11 protein-coding genes are annotated in these 18,675 nt (G+C 61.7%); 7 read left to right on the forward strand and 4 right to left on the reverse strand.

Annotated features, from left to right (window positions below):
- Positions 1 to 97: 97 nt before the first annotated feature.
- Together PAN08_RS09795 and PAN08_RS09800 are read right to left on the reverse strand one after the other, a co-directional pair.
- The gene (locus PAN08_RS09795) at positions 98 to 2,863 is read right to left on the reverse strand and encodes a TonB-dependent receptor (RefSeq protein WP_269791337.1); all 2,766 of its coding nucleotides are present in this window, start codon (positions 2,861 to 2,863) and stop codon (positions 98 to 100) included.
- Between the two features lie 344 nt (positions 2,864 to 3,207).
- Positions 3,208 to 5,232 (reverse strand): glycoside hydrolase family 97 protein, encoded by a 2,025-nt coding sequence (locus tag PAN08_RS09800; RefSeq protein ID WP_269791889.1) that lies wholly within the window; start codon positions 5,230 to 5,232, stop codon positions 3,208 to 3,210.
- 259 nt (positions 5,233 to 5,491) lie between these two features.
- On the opposite strand from PAN08_RS09800, the gene PAN08_RS09805 reads away from it, so the two are divergent.
- The 3 genes from PAN08_RS09805 to PAN08_RS09815 all read left to right on the forward strand — a co-directional run bounded on the left by PAN08_RS09805 (position 5,492) and on the right by PAN08_RS09815 (position 9,194).
- Positions 5,492 to 6,973 carry an MFS transporter gene (locus PAN08_RS09805; protein ID WP_269791338.1) on the forward strand — a complete coding sequence of 494 codons (1,482 nt, stop codon included), beginning with the start codon at positions 5,492 to 5,494 and terminating at the stop codon, positions 6,971 to 6,973.
- Positions 6,973 to 8,688: an alpha-amylase family glycosyl hydrolase gene (locus PAN08_RS09810; RefSeq protein ID WP_269791339.1), complete on the forward strand. Its 1,716-nt coding sequence runs from the start codon at positions 6,973 to 6,975 to the stop codon at positions 8,686 to 8,688. The genes PAN08_RS09805 and PAN08_RS09810 overlap by 1 nt, the downstream gene beginning before the upstream one ends.
- Before the next feature lie 125 nt (positions 8,689 to 8,813).
- Positions 8,814 to 9,194, forward strand: a complete 381-nt coding sequence (locus PAN08_RS09815) for an SseB family protein (RefSeq protein WP_269791340.1) — start codon at positions 8,814 to 8,816, stop codon at positions 9,192 to 9,194.
- Positions 9,195 to 9,308: 114 nt separating this feature from the next.
- Here the strand turns inward: PAN08_RS09815 and PAN08_RS09820 are convergent, their stop codons facing one another.
- Positions 9,309 to 10,346, reverse strand: a complete 1,038-nt coding sequence (locus PAN08_RS09820; RefSeq protein WP_269791890.1) for a LacI family DNA-binding transcriptional regulator — start codon at positions 10,344 to 10,346, stop codon at positions 9,309 to 9,311.
- A gap of 273 nt (positions 10,347 to 10,619) precedes the next feature.
- Between PAN08_RS09820 and PAN08_RS09825 the strand changes: the two genes are divergently transcribed.
- From PAN08_RS09825 to PAN08_RS09835, 3 genes are all read left to right on the forward strand, one after another.
- The gene (locus PAN08_RS09825; RefSeq protein ID WP_269791341.1) at positions 10,620 to 11,180 is read left to right on the forward strand and encodes a single-stranded DNA-binding protein; all 561 of its coding nucleotides are present in this window, start codon (positions 10,620 to 10,622) and stop codon (positions 11,178 to 11,180) included.
- A 330-nt stretch (positions 11,181 to 11,510) separates the two neighbouring features.
- Positions 11,511 to 11,960, forward strand: a complete 450-nt coding sequence (locus PAN08_RS09830) for a hypothetical protein (RefSeq protein ID WP_269791342.1) — start codon at positions 11,511 to 11,513, stop codon at positions 11,958 to 11,960.
- A gap of 518 nt (positions 11,961 to 12,478) precedes the next feature.
- The gene (locus tag PAN08_RS09835) at positions 12,479 to 14,434 is read left to right on the forward strand and encodes a prolyl oligopeptidase family serine peptidase (protein ID WP_269791343.1); all 1,956 of its coding nucleotides are present in this window, start codon (positions 12,479 to 12,481) and stop codon (positions 14,432 to 14,434) included.
- A gap of 165 nt (positions 14,435 to 14,599) precedes the next feature.
- Here PAN08_RS09835 and PAN08_RS09840 read toward each other — a convergent pair whose 3' ends face one another.
- Positions 14,600 to 16,363 (reverse strand): oligopeptide:H+ symporter, encoded by a 1,764-nt coding sequence (locus PAN08_RS09840; RefSeq protein ID WP_269791344.1) that lies wholly within the window; start codon positions 16,361 to 16,363, stop codon positions 14,600 to 14,602.
- 211 nt (positions 16,364 to 16,574) lie between these two features.
- Here PAN08_RS09840 and PAN08_RS09845 point away from each other — a divergent pair, with 211 nt between their 5' ends.
- Positions 16,575 to 18,572, forward strand: a complete 1,998-nt coding sequence (locus PAN08_RS09845; RefSeq protein WP_269791345.1) for an oligopeptide transporter, OPT family — start codon at positions 16,575 to 16,577, stop codon at positions 18,570 to 18,572.
- The last annotated feature ends 103 nt before the right edge of the window (positions 18,573 to 18,675 follow it).

The following is an 18,675-nucleotide window of genomic DNA, read 5'->3' on the forward strand; positions in this document are numbered from 1 at the left end:
GTTGTTTGCCCGTTACAGCTGTGATCGTGCAGTCGCCAGAAACGAAAAACCCGCTGCTTGGGCAGCGGGTTTTGTGTCGCATAAAACAGGTTCCGGATCAGAACTTGTAGTTCACGCCCACCTGGTAAGTACGGCCCCATTCCACGGTTTCCAGTGGACGGTCTTCGCTGCCTGCGTAGGTTTCGTACTTGGAGTTGGTAAGGTTGCTGGCCTGCAGGAACAGGCTCAGGCCCTTGAACATCGTGCCATCGGCGAAACTGTAGCCGACCTGCGCGTCCAGCACGTCCTCGCCTTTGACGTAGCGCAGGGTGCGCGCGCCGTTGAAGTTGCCGATTTCGCCGATGAAATCCGAACGCTTGCGCTGGTTCAAACGCACTTCAAAGCCGCTGTTTTCGTAATAGGCGGTGAAGTTGTACACGCGCTTGGACAGGCCCGGCAGCATGATCGGCTCCGAGCCCACGCTCGAGGTGGTCGCCGGGTCCGGCATGATGTTGATGTTGCTGTCGTTGAAGCTGGCACTGGCCACCACACCGAAGCCCTTCAGGCTTTCGAAGAACAGATCCAGCGGCAGGGATGCGGTCAGTTCAGCACCACGCAGGCTGCCACCGTTGCCATTGAACGGCGCGGTGTAAAAGCCGGTCTTGTCCACCACCAGGCCCGGCGGCAGGGTGATGCCGTTGGCGTCCAGCCATGCATCCACCTGCTGGGTGAAGTCATAGCCGTCGCGCTTCTCGGTGTAGATGTAGGTCTTCAGGTCCTTGTAGAATACGGCGACCGCTACGTATGCCTTGTTGCCAAAGTACTTTTCCCAGGACAGGTCGACCGCGTTGGCCACCCACGGATCCAGATTGGGGTTGCCGCCGCTGGCGCCGGGCTTGCCGGTGCTGGTGTCGACACCAAACTCCATCGACGCACGCAGTTCATCCACACGCGGGCGTGCCACCTGGCGGGCCATGGCGAAACGCACGGTGTTTTCGGCCGGCAGTTGGAAGGCGAGATTCAGGCTGGGCAGGAAGTCGATGTAGCTCTTGCCTTGGTTGATCGGAATCACCTGGCTGCCCACCGGCTGCGAGCCATCCCAGTAGTTCGAGCTCGACGACTGGTCCACGTGCTGGGCTTGAATGCCGATGTTGCCGCGTACTGGAATGGAACCGATCTGCGTGTCGATGTTGGCGCGCAGGAAGGTGGTGGTGATTTCCTCATCCACCGTCCACTGCTTGGGAATCAGGTAGCTCTCGGTGGTGGTCGGGTTGAACACCATGTAGCGGGCGACGGCGGCCGGTACATTCCACGCGGGAATGTAGCCTGCGCCGGCAAAGCCCAGGTTCACCGGCTTGTACTGCAGGTCGGCGGCGATGCTGGTGTCACCCTGTGCGCCGAGGTTGATGTTGCCTTCGGCCTGGGTCTTGTTCTTGCTGCGGTCGGCATAGTTGATACCCATGTCGATATCGGAGAACAGGGTGAAGCCGTCCGGTGCCGGGAACGTCGCTGCCAGCTTGAAGCCTTTCAACTCATCATCCACATGCGGGGTCTTGCCGTAGCCCGAGCCGTAGATGGTGTTGGTGAGATACAGATTGTTGTAGTCGGAGTAATCCCGTCCCGGCGTGAACTGCGGGAACTTGCCACCGTAGTTGAGCGTCACCGAATCCAGCTGCGGTGCCGGCAGCATCTGCAGGTTGTTTTCCAGGTTGATCTCGTCACGCTCAGCCTTGGACCAGCTGACGTCAGCCACCAAGCGCACGTCGCCGAAGGTGAATTCGTTGTTCCAGCCGAGGGCCTTGATGCTGTCTTCGCGGTGGTTGTACATGCCGCGCACCAGCGGGTAGACGTTGTGTGCCACGCCGCTGACGAAGCTGCCGTTGTCATTGATGACCGCGTCGGTCACGTTCAAACGGTCATAGCCACCGTTGAAATCGCCCAGATGGATTTCCATCTGGTTGGCGGTGTCGTACTCCTTAGCCTTGGTGTAGAAGGCATCGAGCGTGCTGGTCCATGCGTTGTTGGGGCGGAACTGCAGGGTGGCCATCACGCCGTCGCGCTTGGCCTTGCCGGTGCGGCGCAGCGCCTTGATGCCGTCGGAATAGTAGGTGCCGGCATCCACGCCCGGGCGCCAGCCATCACCGACGGCCTGCCACGGCTCGTACAAGCCAACCTGGTTTTCCTGCTTGGACATCTCCGAATGGGAGTAGCCGATGGCCAAGCCGATGGTGTCGTCGGCGAACTTGTCGACGAAGCTGGCATTGATGCGGTTGCCGTACGGGTCTTCACCAGCAGCTTCGCCCAACGAGTTCTTCTGATAGCGGCCGCTCAGCGCGATGACGCGGTCGCCGTAGCTCAGCGGGCGCACGGTCTGCATGTCCAGCGTGCCGGACAGGCCCTGGCCGACCAAGCCTGCATCCGGGGTCTTGTACACCGTGACGCCGCTGATCAACTCCGACGGGTATTGGTCGAACTCAACGCTGCGGTTGTCGCCGGTGCTGACCATTTCCCGGCCGTTGAGCAGGGTGGTGGCGAAGTCGGGCGACAGGCCGCGCACGCTGATGACCTGGGCACGGCCAGCCACGCGCTGCGCAGCAAGGCCGGGCAGACGGGCGATGGATTCGGCGATGCTGACGTCCGGCAGCTTGCCGATGTCCTCGGCCGAGATGGCCTCGACGATCGAGCTGGAATCACGTTTGACCGAGATGGCGCTTTCGATACCGCGACGGATGCCGGTAACAGTGACGGTGTCCAGGTCGGTTGCTTGGGCCTGGGCCTTGTTTTTGGCTTCTTCGTCTGCCGTCTGAGCCTGCACGCCGGTGGCAGTCAGCGTGATCGCAGAAGCAAGTGCCACGCTCAACAAATTGCGTTTGATGTCCAACATTCTCCCCTCCCAGGTAATGTCGTCGGATTATTTTTTTGTGCGTGCCAGGTGGTGTCGGGGCACTGTCGCCGGTGTGATATGGCTGATTGCGACATGTCTCGCATGGTAATCAGCGCGCAACGCTGCGGCGCCGGTCTGCATACGTATTCAATGCGTTTTGCGGTAGCGCATTGCATGCTGGAACCGCTTCCGGTCTGGTTGGAAGCGCGGGGCGTTCTTCGGGGAACGGCCAAACCGTCATTTCAGATCGTCATTCCCACGAAACGGGGAATGACGATTTGCGGGACTGCGGGTAGTGCTGCGTTGCGTTCCTGCCTACGCAGCGGCTCGCGACGCCTATCGCATCACTCCAATGGCACCAGTCGGATCGCGGCACCCCCGCCGGCGCCCAGCTGCAGCGTCAGTTCATCCGTACTCCGGACGTCTCGGGTCTCGCGGACGAAGGCAAATGGCTGGGTTTCCCAGTGGGCGCCCTCACCATCGCGGTAGATCTCGGCGCGGTAGCGACGCTTGGGATCGAGGAAAGACAACGCTGTTTTCAGCGTATGCGGCTGATCATCCCCCACGCTGCCGATGAACCACGCATCCCCGCCACGGGCTTTGCGGGCGAGGGTGACGTATTGGCCGACTTCGCCATTCAGTACGTGGCTTTCGTCCCAATCCACCGCCACATCCTTGATGAACTGGAACGCGTCTGGGTGCTGCGCGTAATGCTCGGGCAGGTCGGCCACCATCTGGATCGGGCTGTACAGCACCACGTACAGCGCCAGCTGTTTGGCCAAGGTGCTGCGCAACGGCAGGCCATTGCGGCCCTTCAGGCTGACGATGCCGGGCGTGTAATCCATCGGCCCGCCCAGCATGCGGGTGAACACCAGCGTGGCTTCGTGGCCCGGCGGGTTGGGCGGGTTGCCCCAGGCATTGAATTCCATGCCCCGTGCGCCTTCGCGCGATACCCAGTTCGGCCAGGTGCGACGCAGGCCGGTGTCCTTGATCGGCTCATGCGAGTTGATTGCGATGTGCTTGGCGGCGGCCTGCTGCAGCACGCGTACGTTGTGGTTGCTCATCCACTGGCCTTCGTGCCACTCCCGCACGATCGTGCCGTGCATCTTGTCCTGCCGCTGGATGTCGCCGGCGTCGCAGACATAGCCGGTCTTGATCACGTCCACGCCATTGCGCGCATACAGATCCAGCGCCGCCGGCAGTTGCCGCTCGTAGTGGCTGACCGCGCAGGCGGTTTCGTGATGGCCGATCAGGTGCACGCCCTTCTCGGCGCCATAGCGGGCCAGCGCGGGCAGGTCGAAATCCGCTGTGGGACGGGTGAAGTCAAAGCCCCAACCGTTGGCGAACCAGTCGCCGTCCCAACCCGGATTCCAGCCTTCCACCAGTACGCCGCGAAAGCCATTGGCGGCCGCAAAATCGATATAGCTACGGGTGTTGGCAGTGGTGGCGCCATGCCTCGGGCCGGTGGCCCAGGTTTCGGTTTCCAGATGCAGCGACCACCACACGCCCACGTACTTGGCCGGTGTGAACCAGCTCACGTCGCCGATTGCATTGGGCTCGTTGAGGTTGAGGATAAGACTGGATTCGACCAGATCGCCTGCTTTCTCACCCACCTGCACGGTGCGCCACGGCGTGTTGAATGGCAGCGTGCGCACCACCGGCGCGCCATTGCTGGACGGCGTCAGCGCGGCATGCAGCACATCGCCGTCACCCCGGGCCAGGTTCATGCCGGCGTAGTCCACCAGGGCAGCTTCGTGGATGGAGATATGCAGGCCGTTGTCACTGCGCAGGGTCAACGGGGTCTGCGCGGTGCCAATCTGGTTGAGCGGGGTGTGGTGGTACAGGTATTCCTCGCGGTTCCATTCAAAGGCGGGAATCCACCATGCCGTGGCCGGGCGGGCGATGGTGAATTCAGTCAACTCGGCGTTGATCTGTGCCTGCTGCATCGCCGGCTGCTGTGGGAATTCATAACGGAAGCCCACGCCATCGTCGTAGACGCGGAACACCACGTCGAAGCGGCGCCCGTCTTTGCGACCGCCACCGGCTTTTTCGGCGAAGCTGGCGCGCAATTCGTTGTAGTGATTGCGGGTGAGGCGGCGTTCGCCCCAAGGCTGCTCCCAGGTTTCGTCAAAGCTGCTGCGGGACTGGCCGGTCAGCACGATGTTGCGTTCCAGGCGCCCGTCGCTGAGCAGGAAGCCCAGCCGCGAGGGTGCAATGACTGCTTCGCCCTTGCGCTCAACACGGTAGGCCAAGCGGCCTTCGTGCTGGGATTGGATGGTGACGGTCAGCACGTCGCCGGGCGAGCTGATGTGGGCCAGGTCGGCGGCATGGGCGGCGGGCAGAGCGACCAGCAGCAATGCAAAGGCCATCTTCAGACGGAACATCGGCGAAGCAGGGCGTGGTTGGGCCATGTCAGGTGTCAACTCTTTGAGGCGGGACAGAAGGCAGGCGCTGCGGCGGGGGGCGTAGCTGCACCCACTATTCCAGCTGCCAGCGGGCGCGGTCCGTGATTCACGCACTGAATACGTATGCACCGGCGATGCGCATCCCGTAGCACGCCTCTACCATGAGCCAGCGCAACCGCGCAGCCACATCGCATCCGTGATTCCCGGAGGGGGGAAGCGCTTGATGAAAAGTAAACCGCAGTTGTCGTTCTGGCAGATCTGGAACATGTGCTTTGGCTTTCTGGGCATCCAGTTCGGCTTTGCACTGCAGAACGCCAATGCAAGCCGCATCTTCGAGACGCTTGGTGCCTCGATGGACGAGGTGCCGGGGCTATGGATCGCCGCACCGTTGACCGGTCTGCTGGTGCAGCCGGTGATCGGCTATCTGTCCGACCGCACCTGGACCCGCTGGGGCCGGCGTCGCCCGTTCTTCATGATCGGCGCGGTGCTGACGACGCTTGCGTTGTTGGTGATGCCCAATTCGCCGACGCTGTGGATCGCCGCCGGTACGTTGTGGGTGTTGGATGCATCGATCAACGTATCGATGGAACCCTTCCGCGCTTTTGTCGGTGATCAGCTCTCGCCCCGGCAACGGCCCAGCGGCTATGCGATGCAGAGTTTTTTCATTGGCGTGGGCGCCATCGTCGCCAGTTTCCTGCCCTACCTCCTGGCCCACTTCGGTGTGGCCAACACCGCAGCAGCGGGGCAGGTACCGGACACGGTGCGTTACGCCTTCTATTTCGGCGCGGCGGTACTGTTGGCCGCGATCACCTGGACCGTGCTCAGCACGCGTGAGTATTCGCCGACCGAGCTGGCCTCGTTCGACGATGCCGAACCGTCTGCGGCACACGCAACCGTGCGCGTCGCAGGTCCACCGGAATGGGGCCGCATCGCGTTATGGCTGGTGCTGGGTGTTTTGTTGGCTGCGCTGATCGCTTGGCGCCAGGGCGACCGCATGCTCTATGTGCTTGCCGGCCTGTGTGCGGCTTACGGCATGTTGCTGGGTGTGGCACGGTTGCTGCCGGGTACGCACATGCTCGCCGTCATCGTCGATGACTTGCGTGCGATGCCACAAACCATGCGGCGTCTGGCGTGGGTGCAGTTCTTCTCCTGGTTCGCTCTTTTCGCGATGTGGATTTACACCACCGCAGCGGTGGCTGGCACGCACTTCGGCTCCACCGATACCAAATCGGCGGCCTACAACGAAGGTGCGAATTGGGTAGGTGTGCTGTTCGGTGCGTACAACGGGTTTGCCGCGCTGGCCGCGCTGGTGATTCCGCTGATGGTGCGCAGGCTCGGCCTGCGCTGGAGCCACTTGATCAATCTGTGGCTGGGGGGGGGGGGGTTGATCTCACTGATGTTCATCAATGATCCCAAATGGCTGTTGTTGTCGATGGTCGGCGTGGGCTTTGCGTGGGCATCGATTCTGTCACTGCCGTATGCCCTGCTGTCCGACAGCGTGCCGTCGTCGAAGATGGGCGTGTACATGGGCATCTTCAATTTCTTCATCGTGATTCCGCAGCTGGTTGCAGCAAGCGCGCTGGGCTTTGCGCTGCGCACCTGGCTGGGCGGCGTGCCGATGCACGTACTGGTGTTGGGTGGCTGCAGTTTGTTCGTGGCGGGCGTGTGCGTGCTGCGGGTTCCGTCGCAATCGGAGGTGGTGTGATGCGTATGCGTTTGTCTGTCGCGGTTTCACTGGTGCTGTTCGCAAGTGCGGCATGGGCCGGCAACCGGCCGGATTACATCGGTACCACCGAGCCATTCGCCAGTGATGCGGTGTACTTCGTGGTCACTGACCGCTTCGTCAATGGCGATACCCGCAACGATCATCGTGATCAGGGCGGCGCGCACCGCACCTTCGATATCCCAGTGCCGTGTCCGGACAAGATCGACGGCAATATCGGCTACCTCGGTGGCGATTTCAGGGGTGTACTGGACAACGCCGGGTATATCCGCGACCTCGGTTTCGGTGCGGTATGGATCACGCCGATCATCGACAACCCGGATGAAGCCTTTACCGGCAGCAAGCCGATCAACTGCACCAGCACACTGACGGATCGTGGCAAGACCGGCTATCACGGTTATTGGGGCATCAACTTCTACAAACTGGACGAGCACCTGCCCAGCGTGGACCTGGATTTCGGCGGGCTGGCCAAGGGCCTGCACGATGCCGGGTTGAAAGTGGTGCTGGATATCGTAGGCAACCATGGTTCACCGGCATGGACCATGCCGGTCAAGCAACCCCAGTTCGGGCAGATCTTCGACAAGGACGGCAAGCACATCGCCGACCATCAGAACCTGGCGCCGGACAAGCTCGACCCCCAGCACAACCCATTGCACACCTTCTACAACAACATCGGTCCCGTCGATGGCAGCAAGGGTTCGATCTTCGACGGCAACTTGGCCGAGTTGTCCGACTTCAACGAACACAATCCAGCGGTGATGGATTACCTCACCGGCGCCTATCTGCAGTGGACCGCGCAGGGCGTGGACGCGTTGCGCATCGACACCATCGGTTGGCTGCCGCATCCGTGGTGGCATGCGTTTGTCAAACGCATCCGTGCGCAGCACCCAGGCATGTTCATGTTCGGCGAAGCGTTCGATTACGACGCCAGCAAGATTGCCGAACACACCTGGCCGTCCAATGCCAACGTCAGCGTGCTGGATTTCCCGCTGCGTGGCGCGCTGTCGGCCACCTTCGGAAAGGAACAGAAAGGTTTTGAGGCGTTGTCCGAGCCGCTGCATCTGCTCAACGGGCCCTATGCGAATCCGTATGACCTGATGAGCTTCTACGACAACCACGACATGGCGCGACTGGATGCCACCGACGCGGGTTTCATCAACGCGCACAACTGGTTGTTCACCGCACGCGGCATCCCGGTGGTTTACTACGGCTCGGAAACCGGCTTCATGCGTAGCCGTGCCGAGCACGCAGGCAATCGCGCCTACTTCGGTCAGGAGCGGGTGAATGCGGCACCGCAGAGCCCAATCTTCGCGCCGCTGCAACGCATCTCGAAACTTCGCCAAATGACACCGGCGTTGCAGCGTGGGTTACAGGTCAACGAACGTCTGCACGGTGACCAAGCGGTGTTCTTCCGCGTGCTACAGCATGGCGACACGGCGCAGACCGCGTTGGTGCTGCTGAACAAGGGGGACGCCACGCAGCGCTTTGAAGTGAGCCGATACCTGCAGCCTGGCCAATGGCGCGATGCGTTGGACGGCGGCACGCTGACGGTGACGCAGTCGCTCAGGACCGACGTGCCGGCGCACGGGGTCAAGGTGTTCGTGCTGGATAGCGTGGTGATGCAGGTTGAATTGCAGCAGCAGTTGGAGATGGCGATGGCCGACCAGCTGGCGCGCACGCAGCGTTTGAAGCGCTGAGTAGCGCTGAAATCCCTCTCCGGGAAACCGGAGAGCGGCGGCTGCCGCAGTCGCCTCGTCGGCGCCCAGCCACTGCGAGCCGAACCGCTACAATCAGCACCCCACAGCCGTCGCCCAATCTCCACATGAACGATCTCCCCCCGCAGACGCCCATCGAAACGCTGTTGCAGACGGCGATGGAAGGCAAACTGCCGATCAAAGCGTTCATGCAGGCCTTCGTGGCGTCCGAGGTGGTGTTGCTCACCGGCAGCCTGGTCACCCCGGACGGCAGCGGCTTCGACCCACTGCTGTTCGACAAACAGGGCGTGCTGCATGTGGCCGTGTTCACCGACATGGCACGCGTGGGTTTCAACTCCCAGCAGGCGCCGCACGACATCCGCATGCTGATGTTCGACGTGTTGCGTCGTGTGCCCGCTGGCTACGGCGTGGTGGTCAACCCCGGCACCACGTTGGGCTTTGAAATATCGCCATCGGGCGTGCAGGAAATCCTCAAAGATTTCAGCTGACCGGATTCTGGTGCAGAGGCGGCTATGGCCACGAAACGGGGGCTGCCGCGGTATCTGCAATTGCTGCGGTTTGCGGCGGCGCAGGAAGCGTGGACTTAGCGGCTGAAGCCGTTCCTAAGGAGCACTACGCCGCGAAGAATCACGCACCACCAGCTTCACCGGAATGTTGATCCCTTCCACTGATTCCCGTGCGACCAGTGCCAGCAGCTTTTCGACCAGCAGCTGACCGGCCTGCTTGGTGTCCTGCTGCACCGTAGTAAGCGCCGGCGATACCGATGCTGCCAGGGGAATATCGTCAAAGCCCGTGACCAGCACGTCGTCGGGCACCCGCAGCCCGCGCTCGCGCAGCGCCCGCAGCGCGCCGATGGCGATCAAGTCGCTGGCCGCACACACCGCATCAAAGCGTTCGCCACGGTCGAGCAGGGCCACGCAGGCAGCGTGACCGGATTCTTCAGTGGTGATGGCATCGTGCTGCAGCGTCGCGACGGGTTTCAGCCCGCGCGTACGCAGTGCTTCGGCATGGCCGCGATAGCGTTCATTGAATTCCGGGTAGTGACTGGAGGCATGGCCGAGGAAGGCGATGCGTTGGCAGCCCTGTTCAAGCAGATGCTCGGTGATGTCGAAACCGCCCTGGAAGTTGTCACTGCCCACTGACACCCCCGGCTGGCCCGGCAGCGCCGCACCCCAGCGCACGAAGTGGGTGCCTTGCTCCACCAGCCGTTGCAGGCGCTCCACCGACTCGTGGTAGTCGCCATAGCCCAGCAGGATGATGCCGTCGGCCTTGTTGCTGTCCTCGAAATCGGCATGCCAATCGCTGGACAGCTGCTGGAATGACACCAGCAGGTCATGCCCATGCAATGCACAGGCGCGGGTGATCGAGCCGAGCATCGAGTGAAAGAACGGGTTGATCAGCGAATCGTCCGGGGTGGGGTCCTCGAAGAACAGCAGCGCCAGCGTGCCGGACTGTTGGCAGCGCAGGCTGGAGGCGTTCTTGTCCACCTTGTAGTTCAGTTGCCGGGCGATCTCCAGGATGCGCTGGCGGGTTTCAGCATTGACCATCGGGCTGCCCCGCAGAGCACGCGAGACCGTGGGCTGGGAGACCCCGGCCATGTGCGCGATATCCAGTGAGGTGGCTTTACCTTTGATCGACATCATGACCGGCAACGTGAATGACGCCGGCATCATGCCATGCGCTGTCGTGTGCAGGGATGGGCCAGGTCTGCCCCGATCCCGCCGCTGCCCGTGGCGGGGCTTGGCGGCCACCGCGTGGGGCCGGGCGGGCCGCCCCGGGTGCCGCCAAAGGCAGCAAAGGCCTTGGCCCATAAGGGCTGCGGCAGTTGGCCGATATCGGCCGCCGGGGCGATATAATCCCATGGCTATTGCCCGCATCCGGCGGGTGGACCCCAACGGAAGAGTAGGAACCCTATGGCCCGCGGCATCAATAAAGTCATCCTCGTCGGCAACCTCGGTAACGACCCGGACACCAAATACACCCAGGCCGGCATGGCGATCACCCGTATCAGCCTGGCCACCACCAGCGTCCGCAAGGACAAGGACGGCAACCAGCAGGAGCGTACTGAATGGCACCGTGTGGTGTTCTTCGGCAAACTCGGTGAAATCGCTGGCGAGTACCTGCGCAAGGGCAGCTCGGTCTACGTCGAAGGCGAGCTGCGCTACGACAAGTACACCGGCCAGGACGGTGTGGAGAAGTACACCACCGACATCGTCGCCAACGAGATGCAGATGCTTGGCGGCCGTGGTGAAGGCGGCGGCGGTGGCGGTGGCAACGTCGGCGGTGATCGCCCGCAGCGCCAGTCGGCCCCGCGTCAGCAGGGCGGCGGCCAGGGTGGTCAAGGCGGCTACGGCAATCAGGATCAGGGCGGCGGTTACGGCGGCGGCCAGCGCCAGCAGCGTCCGGCACCGGCCCAGCAGCAGTCGGCTCCGCCGCCGATGGACGATTTCGCTGACGACGATATTCCGTTCTGATCAACGACCGATAACTCCGTTTTGCCAAAGGCCATGCATTGCATGGCCTTTTTTTTGCCTGATTCCGTAGACCAACGAAAGCTTGATGGCTAACAAGTTATCGCCATGAGCTGACTTGACCACCTCCCAGCTTTTTGAGCCATTCAAAAGTAGAGAAATTCGGCGAAACTAACCCCAAGCAGAAAGGTGGTTTTGCCATGAAGAAGTCGAAGTTCACCGAAGAGCAGATTGCGTTTGCCCTCCGTCAGGCCGAGGGCGGGACATCGGTCGGCTGTACTGGCCAAAGGGCGAGGTGCTTTTGTGGGTTCGAGGGATAGGGTGGAAGGAATGATGTCAGGATCTAAGCGTGACGCCATCGTTTTGGAGATGCGCAGTCTCGATAAAACTATGGATCCGCCTGCGCGGTTCCTATCGCAGCCGGATTGGTCGTGCGTTCTCATGGCAATTCGGGATGTCTTTGAAAAAGACGGTTTTGTTTATCTGAAGGTTTTGGCTCCAAGGGAATCATTTGTTAAAGAGATTTCCATGAAGGCGGTTGATGGTCGTTACAGAGTGGTAGCTCTTACGAGGTCTGGCGATCCAAAGATGGCGGTGTTGGAATGGCGGCAAGAAAGTGATTTCGCATTGATGAAGCAAGTTAGATTTGGCGGTGATGAGTGGGATGCACGTACGATATGCTCCGACATATCAGTTGCCGAGCGAATATTTAAGGAGGTATATGATTTTGGCGGCATTATGGAGGGGTTGAGTTGTATGAAGTCCCAGTGGGATTTGTCATAGGATTTTTCGGAAAAAATAGGCGGATTCGAAATAAGTGATTGCCGAAGGTAAGTAACAATAGGAGTTGATACGTAGAAATGCAGGGGCAAAGTCCGAGGGTCTCCCCACGTTTTTCGGCCCAACATCATCTCGCTGAGGATCTGCTCCGAGAGCGAGTGCAGTAGTTTGAGCATCTGTGCGATGGGAACGGTATCCCATCGCTTCAGCGATACATCACGAACGATGCGGAACGTGGGGTGGAGTTTGTGTTTTTGCTTTTTTTGATCGCGCCAACCAGGCATCGCGTCCACTTTGCTCGCAACTTATTCCCAATAGCCAGAGGTACGTCGTTGCTGATCGACCCCATTTCTTTCTTGCATCCAATGCCCGACTATTTACTGGGACGCTGGGACGCTGGGACGCTGGGACGCTGGGGCGGCACCTGCTGCGCAAAGCATGCGTGGTTTTTGCGGTGAAGTAAGGGGCCACGGCAATGACACGGTGTCTGGGACAAATGGACGTTTGATCAGGGGACGAGCATGAAGGGATTGGGATTAGGGATGCTGCTTGCGCTGGTATTGCCAATGGGCAGTGCCTGGGCGGCGGTCGATCTGGCGCAGTTCATCCGCAAGGATGATTTCAACGACATCAAAATTTCGCCGACGGGCAAGTACTACGCGGCCACTGTGCCGTTGGAGGACAAAACCGCGTTGGTAATTTTTACGCGGGATGGAAACAAAAGCGCCGGCACGTTCATGCCAGCACGTAACGCCCATGTGAGTGAATTTGAGTGGGTCAACAACGAGCGCGTATTGATCAGTATTGCCGAGAAGTACGGCATGTTGGATGTGCCGCAGCTCACCGGTGAGATCTACGCCATCAACGCTGATGGCGGCGGCGCCGAGCTGCTGGTCGGTTATCGCGTGCAGGACAATGGTTTGGGAACGCGCATTCAATCCAAGCGGGCAGAGCGGGTTGCGGCGTTCCTGACCGACTCACTCCCCGCGGATGATCGCTATGCCGTGGTCTCGGTGTGGCCAGAGGGCGATGATCCGTTTACCCGCGCCGATAAACTGGATGTCTTCAGTGGTCGCCGTACTACCTTGGCATTTGCGCCGGTACGTCGCGCGCGTTTCGCCACGGACAATAGTGGTGAGGTGCGTTTTGCATTGGGGGCAGGCGCGGACAATGCGAGCAAGTTGTACCACCGCCAGGCGAAGGGAACGGAGTGGCAACTGATCAATGATCAAATCGGTACCGGGCGCGTTGAGTTTCCGCTGGGCTTCTCCGCCGATAACCGGCTTGCCTATCTGCAGATACATGGCGATGGAGCAGGAACGGACAAGATTGTCAGTTGGGACCCGGCCAGCAACGAGCGAAAGACGCTGCTGCAGGACATGGGCGCCGACCCGCTGACAATCATTCAGCAGAATGGGACATCCATACCGGTGGGCACGCAGGTGATGGATGGGCGTTACCGAAATATGTTCTTCGACGAGGCATCGCCCGAGGCCCGTCAGCATCGCAGTCTGGAAGCTGCGTTTCCGGGGCAGTCGATCCGCATTACGTCCAGTACCCGCGATGGAACGTTGCAGTTGTTGCAGGTGTGGTCGGGCAACAATCCTGGCGACTTCTATCTGTACGAACCTGCGAGCAAGAAGGTCGGCCATGTGGTGAGCGCGGGTAGCTGGATTGACCCGGATAAGGCCGCTTTGGTGGAACCTTTCAGCTTCCCGGCGCGTGATGGTCTGCGCATCAGCGGTTATCTCACCGTGCCGCGTGGTGCGAGCGGCGCACGGCCGCTGGTGGTGATGCCGCATGGCGGGCCGTTCGGCATCTTCGACCAGTGGCGTTACGACAAGGACGCGCAAATGTTGGCAGCCGCCGGCTACAGCGTCATGCAGGTGAACTATCGCGGCTCAGGTAATCAAGGCCTGGCATTCCAGCGCGCCGGTGCGCGCCAATGGGGCGGCACCATGCAGGACGACCTTACCGACGCCACCCGCTGGGCGGTGGCGCAAGGCCATGCGGATGCATCGAAGATCTGCATCTACGGTGCCAGTTATGGCGCCTATGCCGCGTTGATGGGCGTGGCCAAGGAGCCGTCTCTGTATCGCTGTGCGGCCGGCTATGTAGGCGTGTACGACTTGCCGATGATGCAGCGCGAGGACGGCCGCAAGCGGCGCAGCCTGGGCAACTGGAGCAAGGATTGGGTGGGTGAGGATCAGGCTGCCCTGGCCGCCGCGTCGCCCAATCGTCTGGCCGGTCAGATCAAGGTGCCGGTATTTCTGGCGGCAGGTGGCGAAGATGAAATCGCACCGGTCGAACACACCCGGATGATGGAAGCCGCGTTGCGGAAAGCTGGCGTGCCGGTGCAATCGTTGTACTACGACACCGAGGGCCACGGTTTTTATACCGAGCCGCACCAGCGTGAGTACTACAGCCGCTTGCTGGCGTTCCTTGCGGAACATTTGAATGGCGAGACGGCCAAGTAAATGGCCGTCAAGGGTAGGCAGTGCCCCGAAGGGGCGCTGCCTGGAGAGTGGGGGGGAGTCGCAAGCCTGGCCCGGTGCCTTTGAGTGGACCTGATTGGCGCGATGGCTCAGTGATTCCGCTCTACAACTGCTCCCCCGCAAAAAACCGTTGCCCGGCAGCGAGACTCAACGCACCCCATGCATCATCCGCTTGAGCAGCGGTGACACCACCAGCGCGACGACCGCGCAACCCAGGCCGATCCACATCAGCAGCCAGAACAGATGCTCGTAGCGTGCGGCGGCTTCGGCAATGTTCATGACTTCGCCTTCGGGTACATCAATCGCAGCAAGCTTGCCGAATAGCGCCGCCAGCGTTTCGGAGAACGCCGTCGCCAGGAACCAGGTGCCCATCATCAGGCTTACGACGCGCGGTGCCGCCAGCTGGGTGACCGCCGACAAGCCCACCGGCGACAGACACATCTCGCCGATTTCCAGAATCAGATACGCCAGCACCAACCACCACACACTCGCCATCTGCCCGGTGAGGCCGACCTGCTGCGCAGCGAATGCCAACGGCACGAATGACAAGGCGGCGAATACCAAACCGAACGAGGATTTGATCGGCTTGGACGGATCCAGCCGACGCTTGTCCAGCCACGCCCACAGCGCGGCAAACAGCGGTGCCAGCAGCACCAGGAACAACGCACCCAGATAGGTGAGCGAACCTGCCGTCTGCGGCAACACCAGGCAGTCGCGCACCAGCATCACCAGCATGGCGACGACGATGACGGCGAACAGCGTGCGCGGTGCTTTCGATGCGGGGTTGCGGTCGGACAGGCGCGCCGCCACCACGAAACCCAATGGCGCCAGCAACAACGAAACAATCGACCACGGCAGCGGTGTGCCTTCGCGCACGACCAGCGAGGGCACCAGATCCTTGGTCAACAAACGGTCGGTGAAAGTGACCCATGAACCATAGGTCTGCTCATACAAAGTGAAGAACACCAGCGCCATGAAGATCAGCACCATCAGCGCGATCATCTGCTGGCGTTGTTCCGGTGTGCATTGGGTGCCGGTGAACCAAGCGAACCACAGCAGCACTCCGCCCAGCACCACGATCATCAGCATCAAGGCAAGGCTGATTTCGCCGCCCAGCGCGAACGCACCATTGGCAGCGGCCCACATCAATGCCGCCACTGGCAGCACCGCGACGATGGCCACGCCATAGATCAACCACTCACGCGGCATCCCGAGCACGCGCTCTCGCAGCGTTGCCGGTTGCGCAGGTTCGGCATGGCCGTGTAGATATTTCTGGCCCCACAGGAACATGCCAAGGCCCACCAGCATGCCGATGCCGGCGGCGCCGAAGCCGTACTTCCAGCCGTAGGCTTCACCGAGGAAGCCGCATACCAGCGAGGCGAACAGCGCGCCGAGGTTGATGCCGGCATAGAACAGCGAGAAGCCCGAATCGCGGCGCGGGTCATTCTCCGGGTACAGCTTGCCGACGATGGTGGAGATGTTGGGCTTGAGGAAACCTACGCCCATGATGATCAGCGCCAGCGACAGGTAGGTGATGCTCAGCGCGGCCTCGTCGCGCACCACTTGCCCGGCTACGCGATGCGCCTCATGGCCCTCGAACGCCATGCCGGCATGGCCCAGCACCAGCAGGATGCCGCCGAACACCACGGCCTTGCGCATGCCCAGCCAGCGGTCGGCCAATAGCCCGCCAAATACGGGAATGCAGTACACCAGCCCGCCATAGGCGCCGAGCAGATCCAGACCGGCCTTGTCACCGAACAGGTGGTACTTGGTCAGGTACAGCAGCAGCAGCGCCTTCATTCCATAGAAGGAGAAGCGTTCCCACATTTCGGTGAAGAAGCAGACGTATACGCCCTTGGGGTGGCCCAGGAAGTCGTCCGTGCCGGTCATGGGGAGGGAAGCGGAAGACATGCGCGACGGCCAGTACGAATGAAGCCGGCGAGTATAGAGGCGAGGGGCGGCGGGTTCTGCGGCACTGCGGCAACCTGCCGCAACAGGGGGGCTGGCTGTGCCAAATCCGGTCAGGGGGTGTACTTTGCCCCGCGCAATGGTCTGCCCCGACTGGACTTGCCGTTAAGCGGGCGTTAGCGTGACAGCGGTTTTTTGCCATCAAGGGCTTTACATGAACAACGCTGCGCCTGCGCAGCTCACATTCCGTGCGGTGGTTCTTGCCATCGTGCTGGCTGTGGTGCTGTCTGCTGCCAATGCTTACCTGGGCCTGTTCGCCGGCCTGACCATCGCCACCGCTATTCCAGCCGCCGTCGTCTCGATGGGTGTGCTGCGTCTGCTCGGTGGCGGCACCATTCTTGAAAACAACATCGTCCAGACCGGCGCCTCGGCCGGTTCGTCGATTGCCGCTGGTGTCATCTTCACCATCCCCGCGCTGGTGATCATGGGTTACTGGCCGGACTTCAAGTACTGGTGGGTGCTGGGCATCGCCGGCCTGGGTGGCCTGCTGGGCGTGCTGTTCTCGGTGCCGCTGCGGCGCTCAATGATCGTCGAAGATCCGCTCCCCTTCCCGGAAGGCAAGGCAGCGGCGGAAGTGCTCAAGGCCGGTGAGAATCCGGGCCCGGGCATGAAGATCCTCGGCTTGTCGGCGGCCATTGGTGGCTTGGTCAAGCTGGCCGCGGCTTCGGGCCTGCGTATCTTCCCGGATGCCTGGGCGCAGTCGGCTTATATCGGCAGCTCCAAGATCACCGCGTTCATCGGCACCAATCTGTCGCCGGCATTGCTGGGCGTGGGTTACATCGTTGGTTTGAACGTGGGCATCGTGGTGCTGTCGGGTGCGATCCTGTCCTGGCACATCGCCATTCCGCTGTATCAGGCGTTCTTCCTGTCGGGTAACCCGGATTTGGCTGCGTCGCTGGCTTCGGCGTCCTCATCGGATGCCGCGTTCGCCATCTGGGGCTCGCAGATCCGTTACCTCGGCGTGGGTGCGATGCTGATCGGCGGCGTATGGACGCTGTTCTCGCTGCGCAAGTCGCTGTTCAACGGCGTCAAGAGTGGCTTCGCCGCTGCCCGCAAGAGCACTGGTCCGGCCGTGGCCGAGACCGAGCGCGACCTGCCGATGAAGTGGATGCTGATCGCACTGATCGCCTTCACCCTGCCGCTGCTGGGCCTGTACCAGGCCATCGTCGGCCAGTGGCATGTGTCCATCCCGATGACCATCATCATGATCGTCGCCGGCTTCCTGTTCGTGTCGGTGTCGGCCTACCTGGCGGGCCTGATTGGTTCGTCCAACAACCCGGTGTCGGGCATCACCATTTCCACCATCCTGTTTGCCTCGGTGGTGTTGGTGTTGCTGCTGGGCAAGGACGGCCTACAACCGGTGGGTGTCGGTGGTGCACCGCTCGGTGCGGTGGCCGCGATCATGATTGGCGCGGTGGTGTGCTGTGCCGCCGCGGTGGGTGGTGACAACCTGCAGGACCTCAAGGCCGGTTATCTGGTCGGTGCCACGCCGTGGAAGCAGCAGTTGATGCTGGGCATCGGTGCGTTCTCATGTGCGCTGATCATGGCCCCGGTGCTGAACCTGTTGGCTCACGCCTACGGCATCGGTGCGCCGACGGCAGAGCACCCGAACTCGCTGGCTGCTCCGCAGGCCAACCTGATGGCATCGGTGGCGCGCGGCCTGTTCGGTGGCGAGCTGCCCTGGACGATGATCGCGCTGGGCGCAGGCGTCGGCGCGGCGATCATCGCCATCGACGAATGGCTGAAGAAGACCGGCAAGCGCTTCCGCGTACCGGTGCTGGCTGCGGCTATCGGCATCTACCTGCCGCTGGAACTGATGGTGCCGATCTTCCTGGGCGGCCTGCTGGCCCACCTGGTCGAGCGTTTCCACAAGCTGCGTGCGGACGATGAAGAGGGCCGTGACCGCGTGCATCGCCCGGGTGTGTTGTTCGCCGCCGGCCTGATCACCGGTGAAGCGTTGATGGGTATCGCCATTGCTGTGCCGATCGTGGTCAGCGGCCAAGGCGACATCCTGGCCCTGCCGCTGGGCGGTTTTGCCGATACCTGGGCGGTGTTGTCGTCCTGGGTGGGTTTGTTCGTACTGTTCCTGGTCGGCCTGTTGCTGTACCGGATTGGCAAGAAGGGCGAACCGGCAGCGCCGAGCAAGGGCTGAAGAGCGGGTTTTTGAGAGTTGTCCCTTCCCCCGCTTGCGGGAGGAAGGGGTCTGAAGGGCGGATAGGGGAGTTTTTGCTTTCGTTTCGGCTGGTGCTTTGGAC

The organism is Stenotrophomonas sp. Iso1 (genome assembly GCF_027497995.1).
Classification (GTDB): Bacteria; Pseudomonadota; Gammaproteobacteria; order Xanthomonadales; family Xanthomonadaceae; genus Stenotrophomonas.